7 protein-coding genes and 1 tRNA gene are annotated in these 7,605 nt (G+C 44.9%); all 8 read right to left on the reverse strand.

Translation table 11 applies throughout. The annotated features are described in order from the left end of the window. Window positions 1-220: 220 nt before the first annotated feature. The 8 genes from WFI24_RS33435 to guaB all read right to left on the reverse strand — a co-directional run bounded on the left by WFI24_RS33435 (window position 221) and on the right by guaB (window position 7,166). A complete protein-coding gene (locus WFI24_RS33435) occupies window positions 221-373 on the reverse strand; it encodes a small acid-soluble spore protein P (protein ID WP_145326589.1) in 153 nt (50 codons plus the stop codon). Between the two features lie 22 nt (window positions 374-395). After that, window positions 396-572 (reverse strand): hypothetical protein, encoded by a 177-nt coding sequence (locus tag WFI24_RS33440; protein ID WP_336766082.1) that lies wholly within the window; start codon window positions 570-572, stop codon window positions 396-398. 29 nt (window positions 573-601) lie between these two features. Further along, the gene (locus tag WFI24_RS33445; RefSeq protein ID WP_036607297.1) at window positions 602-940 is read right to left on the reverse strand and encodes a hypothetical protein; all 339 of its coding nucleotides are present in this window, start codon (window positions 938-940) and stop codon (window positions 602-604) included. 191 nt (window positions 941-1,131) lie between these two features. Further along, window positions 1,132-1,220 (reverse strand) — tRNA-Ser (locus WFI24_RS33450). Between the two features lie 195 nt (window positions 1,221-1,415). Continuing rightward, entirely contained in the window at window positions 1,416-2,699 is a 1,284-nt protein-coding gene (serS, locus tag WFI24_RS33455) for a serine--tRNA ligase (RefSeq protein ID WP_336766083.1), read from the reverse strand. 271 nt (window positions 2,700-2,970) lie between these two features. Further along, window positions 2,971-3,561, reverse strand: a complete 591-nt coding sequence (gene pdxT / locus WFI24_RS33460; protein ID WP_145326587.1) for a pyridoxal 5'-phosphate synthase glutaminase subunit PdxT — start codon at window positions 3,559-3,561, stop codon at window positions 2,971-2,973. A gap of 343 nt (window positions 3,562-3,904) precedes the next feature. Further along, a complete protein-coding gene (locus WFI24_RS33465; RefSeq protein ID WP_336766085.1) occupies window positions 3,905-5,293 on the reverse strand; it encodes a D-alanyl-D-alanine carboxypeptidase family protein in 1,389 nt (462 codons plus the stop codon). Window positions 5,294-5,708: 415 nt separating this feature from the next. After that, window positions 5,709-7,166 carry an IMP dehydrogenase gene (gene guaB, locus WFI24_RS33470; protein ID WP_062838151.1) on the reverse strand — a complete coding sequence of 486 codons (1,458 nt, stop codon included), beginning with the start codon at window positions 7,164-7,166 and terminating at the stop codon, window positions 5,709-5,711. Window positions 7,167-7,605 lie beyond the last annotated feature (439 nt).

Consider the following 7,605-nt stretch of genomic DNA (forward strand, 5'->3'; position numbering starts at 1 on the left):
CGTGATAACCCCAAAAAAAGTAATTCAATCTCAATGATATACCATATCACCCGATACCGAAACCTAATTTGGGAAAAATGTGATCTTTCCTCTTTAAAATGGCTACAAAGACCTATGTAAGCTTTGGGAAAAACCATGTGCATGTCTTTATATATGTATGAATACGCAAAAGACCCCTGTTAGGTAACAAGGGACTTTTGCTGTAAATCTGTTTCTTCTATTAACCTTGAGGATTCAAATGATCCACGTGGTTTTGATTTTTAACTTTTTTGGAACCAGATAAGGGCTCCTGCATGGAAGAGCGTTTGGATGAATGATGATGCTGTTCGGATGCTTGCGCTTCCGGTACGGGAATTGTTTTCGGTTTGCTCATATTATTGCCCCCTCATCATTGTTTAGGAATGGGATGGGTCCCTATCTTCCGTTTTATCATGATTCAGTGCATCCTGATGACGGCGATCATTAATATCTTGCTGAATCTGCTGAGCATGATGACTGTTTACGGCTGGCTGCTCCAGATCATCAATTACATTTTGCAGGTTTTTGTCTACTCCCGTTTTGGCTTTAGTCAATTTAGTTCACTCCTTCAGATTTCAGGCTATTATCTCGTCTGGGATTGTAACGACTGGGCGCATTCATGAATGTGCCGTGTATAATCGTGAGCCAGTTCCTGAATCGGTTCTGTACGCTCATCTGTCGTTCGTCCATCACGTTCCACATCAATCAGCTGTACGCTGACTTCACGGGAATCGACATATGCACATTTGAAATCAAAAGAGTACATTTCGTGCCCTGCTGTAGCAATGTGTATCCGAATAGCCTGCTGATCGGCTTCATCGGCCATTACCTGAGCCTGGTCTCCAACATTCAGGACTTGAGGCAAACGTTCTTGCCAAGCCCCTACAAGCTCTGTCTGATCGATGTTTAACTCGCGGTTCATCTTACCACCTCCACTCCTATAAAGTGCGGCGATGAAGATGTTTTTATACATAACAGCGTGATTGAAATATGCCGTTACACTGGGCAACCTATACAACGGCGACCAACTTGCAGATTCAGGGCTTTATACGTACATAGAACGCAAAAAAGGACCCGAGCGATATCGCTCGAATCCTTATTATAAGTGTAGTATGGCGGAGAGGGTGGGATTCGAACCCACGTGGAGTTGCCCCCTAACGGTTTTCAAGACCGCCCCGTTATGACCGCTTCGGTACCTCTCCAGGAAATTAACTTTTATAAACTTGCCACGAAAAGTATCATACCACAATTAGATGTGTAGATGCAACCTTTTTTATATCGCTATTTAAAATTTATTTCAGATCGCGGATTTAGATATACAATACCTTCCTATCCGCCATTCAGAAATGACGGACAGGATTGGTATTCTTTTTGAGATGTGGAACGTTAACTCACTCTTAAGAACGACGTGCAATCACACTGATGCCGCCCATATAAGGACGCAATGCTTCCGGAATGACAACCGTGCCATCTTCCTGTTGATAGTTCTCCAGGATTGCTGCTACAGTACGACCAACGGCCAACCCCGAACCGTTCAATGTATGAACAAATTCCGGTTTAGCTTTTGGCTCTCTGCGGAAACGGATATTGGCACGACGTGCCTGGAAGTCCTCACAGTTGGAGCAGGAAGAAATTTCACGATAGGTGTCGCTCTCAGGCAACCACACTTCAATATCATACGTTTTAGCTGAAGTGAAGCCCATATCTGCAGTGCAAAGGGTTAGAACACGGTATGGCAAGCCCAGTAATTGAAGCACGCGCTCCGCATTTTGTGTCATTTGCTCCAGCTCTTCATACGATGTCTCTGGAGTAGAAAGCTTCAGCAACTCTACTTTGTTGAATTGATGCTGACGAATCAACCCACGTGTATCCCGTCCAGCCGAACCAGCTTCAGAACGGAAACAAGAGCTGTAAGCCACAAAGTGCTTAGGCAATTGATCTATATTCAGAATCTCTTCGCGATGGTAGTTCGTTACCGGAACTTCAGCGGTAGGAATCAGATAATATTCAGTATCTTTCAACTTGAACAGATCTTCTTCGAACTTAGGCAGTTGACCTGTTCCGAACAGGCTGTCCCGATTGACGATATATGGAGGCAAGATCTCCTCATACCCATGCTGATCGCTGTGCAGATCCATCATGAAATTGATCAATGCACGTTCCAGACGTGCACCCAGACCTTTATAAAAGGTAAAACGGGAACCTGTTACTTTGGCAGCTGCTTCAAAATCAAGGATATCGAGATCCTGTGCAATTTCCCAGTGTGCTTTTGGTGCAAAAGTAAATGACTTGGGCTCTTCCCAGCGACGAATCTCAACATTATCCGCTTCAGAAGCTCCAATAGGTACACTTTCGTTAGGAATGTTCGGAATGGCCATCGTGAGATCATTGATCTTCAATTCCAGTTCACGAACTTCTTCATCCATGGCTTTGATTCGGTCAGAGACTTCACGCATCTCCACAATCAGTTCGTCTGCATCCTCACGGTTCTTCTTCAATCTAGCGACTTCACCAGATACCGTATTCCGGCGACTCTTCAGGGTTTCACTCTCTTGAAGCAACTCCCGACGCTTGGCATCCATTTCCGTAAATCCAGCGACAAGATCCAGCGATTTGCCACGGTTAGTCAATGCTTCTTCTACACGTGCATACTCATTCCGCAATATTTTCACATCAAGCACGATATAACCTCCTAAATAACCCCACGAAGTGAAGCTTTATGTTTAATCCAATCTCATAACTCTACTGTGTATACCTTACTATATACTTATCGGACCCTGTAACCAAAAAAACAACCTATGGTCCAGGTGTCACCCTCCGCTGCGATTCCCGCTTTGAAGCAGATACAAGCAACATCAGGCATCCGTCAGATGCAACTGCCAACCAGCGGCCCTACAAGGCTTCTGGGGAAGTGATCCGATGACCGGGAGATCATAGGTTGTACATCATGCTTTATTTAGGGTCTACCGAGGGTCTGTAGGATTTGGCCATGTCTACAAAATAAGCATGCAGACGATAGTCATCCGTCAACTCCGGATGATAGGAGCAAGCCAGCAAATGTCCCTGGCGTGCAGTAACAATCTCATCTTTGTAAGTGGAGAGAACCTCTACCTGGTCTCCAACACTCTCAATTAAGGGTGCACGGATAAACACAGCCCTTACCGTTTCCTCAATACCTTTGACTGGTAAGTCTGTCTCAAAGCTTTCTCTCTGCCGTCCAAATGCATTTCGGGATACAGTCATATCCATTAGCTCCAAATGAGCCTCTTCTTGCCCTGCAATGTGTTTGGCCATAACGATCAAACCAGCACAGGTACCAAATACCGGTTTGCCCTCAGCAGCGAACGCTCGAATGGCATCCATAAACCCGTACTTGCGCATCAGTTTACCGATCGTGGTGCTTTCCCCGCCAGGAAGGATAAGACCGTCCAAGTCCTCTAATTGCTGAACCTGTTTGATTGCCACACCTTCTGCTCCGGCACGTTCAATACTCCGAATATGCTCTGTGACAGCTCCCTGAAGTGCTAATACGCCGATCTTCATATGAACATTCCCCTTCTCTTACCAGCCGGATCTTGCATACGCTCAGAAGGTGCAAGTTTGTAAATCTCAATGCCTTTCATCGCTGCTCCAAGATTCTTAGACACTTCGGCCCGTAATGCATATGTCGTTCATTGCCTTGAATATAACGGTTAACCCGCTCTCCCAGGTAAAAAACAATGGACTTATTTACATCATCATACGTAGAATTCTAACTTGATATTTTACCGGAAAAATTGTAAATATACAATCCATCCGGTTGGAATAACTTGCATTTTGTCAGTGATTTGACCACATCAATATTAAAAAACATGATCATGCTCTTATACGAGAAATACGCTATTGGTTAAAACAGGTTTTTGATTCCGTCAAAGAGATCCACGAAGAAATCCTTTACAGCACGGAAGAACAGACGGAACCATCCGCCTTTATCAGCCTCTTCAGCAGTGATCAAGTTCACTGTTTTTTCCTGAGGCTCAATTCCATCTGCTTTATACGTGTACGTTACCGTACCAACCTTTGTACCTGCCTTGATTGGCGCTACCAGCTTGTCCGCCTCAGTTACGTTGGCTTTGAACGTCACATCCAGTTTTTGAGTACCTTTGGGAACAACGAAACTTACTGCATTATCTGTTACGACAGGAACGGTCGTTTCTTTCCCTTTTTTCAAAGGTACAGCTTCCCAGCCCGTTACTTTGTTCTTGCCTGCGACAGCTTGTTTCACTTCAAAGTTGTTAAATCCAAAGTCCAGTACCTTTTTGGTTTCTCTGAAACGTGCAGATTCCGAATCAGTGCCCATAACAACACTGATCAGACGCATATCATTACGCTCCGCCGTACCCGTGAAGTTATTGCCCGCATTCGTTGTATGGCCTGTTTTCATTCCGTCGAGACCTTCATAGGCATAGCTTTTGAAATTGGTTATATTTTTATTCGCTTCCAGCATCCAGTTGTAATTGATGATTGGAGCTTTATCATTAGGACGGAACTTGTAGGATTGAATGGTTGTGAATTCTTTGTAGTCCGGGTGATCCATAATGATATATCGGCACAGAATCGCTGCATCCAGTGCAGACATCACTGTTTCCTTGTCTTCCGCCGGGCGGAAGTCGGCAGGCATATCTGCACGATCCAGACCCGAAGAGTTAATGAAGAAGGTATCCTTCATCCCCATACGCTTCGCTTCATCATTCATCATTTTCACGAAAGCTTCTTCCGAACCTGCAACATGTTCAGCCAAAGCAACCGTAGCGTCATTGGCAGAGCCAACAGCCATAGCAATATAAAGATCCCTAACCGTATGCTGGTCTCCTTCCGCCAGGAAGATACGTGATCCGACACTTTGTGCAGCATTCTTTTTAACAGTTACAATATCGTCCCAACCGAATTTTCCTTGTTTGACCTGTTCTGCGACAATGTACTCTGTCATCATCTTGGTCATACTGGCAGGCGGCATTGCTTTATCCGCATCGACATTTAGTAGGATCTGTCCCGTTGAGGCTTCCATAAGCACCGCTGATCTAACTTCAAGCCCCAGTGAGTCTACTCCAGGAACTTGCACGGCTTTCTCCGTCTTCGTTGTTGTCGCTGCAGCAGTCAGAACCTGACTGGAGTTATCCGCAGCAGCCATAACCGGCATTACTGCAGACATGCATAGCATGTTAATTAGCATAACCGAGGCTACGCTCTTTTTGAGCATTTGGCGTTTCTTTTTATTCAAGTGTTTGGCTTTCAATGATGAATACTCCCTTCGATCCAAAGCATGGTTAAATGCTTCAGTGCAGCTTAAGCTGCAATTTTCTTATTCCCTAGCCTGTGCAAAGATGTATGAGATGTGTGGTATATCCGCTATATCGAACAAGCAATATTATTGCTCCTAAAGTTCGTTATTAAATGTCACTTAGTCCGCATTTTGCGAATGCTTATGTAAAAGGACGTCCGCGCTTCTGTTTAGCTGCCAGTCTTTTCTGGCATTCCGTTTGCTTTTCAAAACCATATTCATAGATTCACGTCAAATAGCCGCCGCAACGCCTTAATCCATCCCTGGATCGTCACCGCTTGTTCTATTCTATCACAGGGGTATCTGCAAAAAAAGACAGACCCGGTGAAAATCACCGAGCCTGTCCTGGAAATGATTAACTCTCTTCCGATTACAACGAGTAGTTAGGTGCTTCTTTGGTAATCTGCACATCATGGGGATGACTTTCGCGCAGTCCCGCACCTGTAATTCGGATAAAGCCCGTATCGTTACGAAGCTGCTCCAAGTTGCTTGTACCACAGTATCCCATACCCGAACGCAGACCACCAATCAGTTGGTGGATCGTATCGGACAATGGTCCTTTGTAAGCGACACGACCTTCGATTCCTTCCGGAACCAGTTTCTTGTCATCATCTTGGAAGTAACGATCTTTACTACCTTGTTTCATTGCAGCCATTGAACCCATGCCGCGATATACTTTGTAGCTACGTCCTTGGAAGATCTCAGTTTCCCCCGGGCTTTCCGCTGTGCCGGCAAACAAACTTCCCAGCATAACTGCGTGTGCTCCTGCAGCCAGCGCCTTCGTGATTTCACCAGAATATTTAATTCCGCCATCCGCGATAATCGGAACTCCATATTCACGTGCCACTGTTGCGCAATCGTATACTGCAGTTACTTGAGGTACACCGATACCAGCGATAACACGTGTTGTACATATCGACCCTGGGCCAATACCCACTTTGACCACTGAAGCACCTGCTTCGATCAGGTCACGAGTTGCGGCGCCAGTAGCGACGTTACCTGCAACGATGGTCAGGCTAGGGAAACGTTCACGAAGCTGACGTACAGCTTCAATGATGTTGATGTGGTGTCCGTGAGCCGAGTCTACCGTAATCAAGTCGACACCAGCTTGTACCAAAGCATCTGCACGTTCGAATGTATCTTTGGAGATACCAATCGCTGCACCAACCAACAAACGGCCTTGAGCATCTTTGGCTGCATGAGGGAATTGAATGGCTTTTTCAATATCTTTAATGGTGATAAGACCTTTCAATGTGTTCGTCTCATCAACTAATGGAAGTTTTTCAATCTTGTGCTTCTGAAGGATACCTTCAGCTTCTTGCAGTGTAGTACCTACAGGAGCTGTAACCAGATTCTCACGAGTCATGACTTCGCTAATTTTGATGCCATAATCATGGATAAAACGCAAATCACGGTTGGTCAAAATACCAACCAGCTTCTGATCTCCTTCAATAATAGGAACACCGGAGATCCGATATTTCGCCATTACTGCTTCTGCATCAGATACCAGGTGATCTGCTGTCAGTGAGAACGGGTTTGTAATTACACCACTCTCCGAACGTTTAACTCGATCCACTTCTTCTGCCTGTTGTTCAACCGACATATTTTTATGGATAATACCGATACCGCCTTCACGCGCAATGGCAATAGCCAGTGTCGCTTCAGTTACCGTATCCATACCTGCACTGATCAAAGGAATGTTTAACTTTACACTATCGCTCAAACGAATAGATACATCTACTTCTTTAGGCAGTGTCTCGGATTTCCGTGGCACTAGCAATACATCATCAAAGGTGAGGCCTTCCTTACCAAATTTATCTTCCCACACGCAAGTGTTCCTCCTTATGTTTGCTCAGCTTTACGGTCCAAAACCCGAAGATTCCAGGCTGTATTTCACGCCGAAAATACGTTTTCTGAAAAATTTATTATTGCCATCTTAGCAAAGCGATATTTAGACTGTCAAGGAAAAGTACTTGGTTATATCAGGTGTATTGCCTGATGAACACAACTGTTTTTCCAGAGCGGACAAGTCTAGTTATTACGACAAAAAAACGTCAATTCGTATCGAATAACGTTACCTTTATACATACTATTGTGCTGATAAATCACCAAATTCAATCTGTATTTTAATCCCATACTGCATATTACAACTATATAATAAAAACCACCACCGAATAACATCGGCAGTGGTTCTTTGCTTGGCGGCGTCCTACTCTCCCAGGACCCTGCGGTCCAAGTACCATCGGCGCTAGAGGGCTTAACGGTCG

Origin of the sequence: Paenibacillus sp. USHLN196, assembly GCF_037144955.1 — a bacterium.
Classification (GTDB): Bacteria; Bacillota; Bacilli; order Paenibacillales; family Paenibacillaceae; genus Paenibacillus; species Paenibacillus xylanexedens_C.

Excerpts from the sequence above, each read along its gene's own strand:
- pdxT (WP_145326587.1), bottom strand. The coding sequence starts at position 3,561 with ATGAAGATCGGCGTATTAGCACTTCAGGGAGCTGTCACAGAGCATATT.
- WFI24_RS33445 (WP_036607297.1), bottom strand. The coding sequence starts at position 940 with ATGAACCGCGAGTTAAACATCGATCAGACAGAGCTTGTAGGGGCTTGG.
- WFI24_RS33435 (WP_145326589.1), bottom strand. The coding sequence starts at position 373 with ATGAGCAAACCGAAAACAATTCCCGTACCGGAAGCGCAAGCATCCGAA.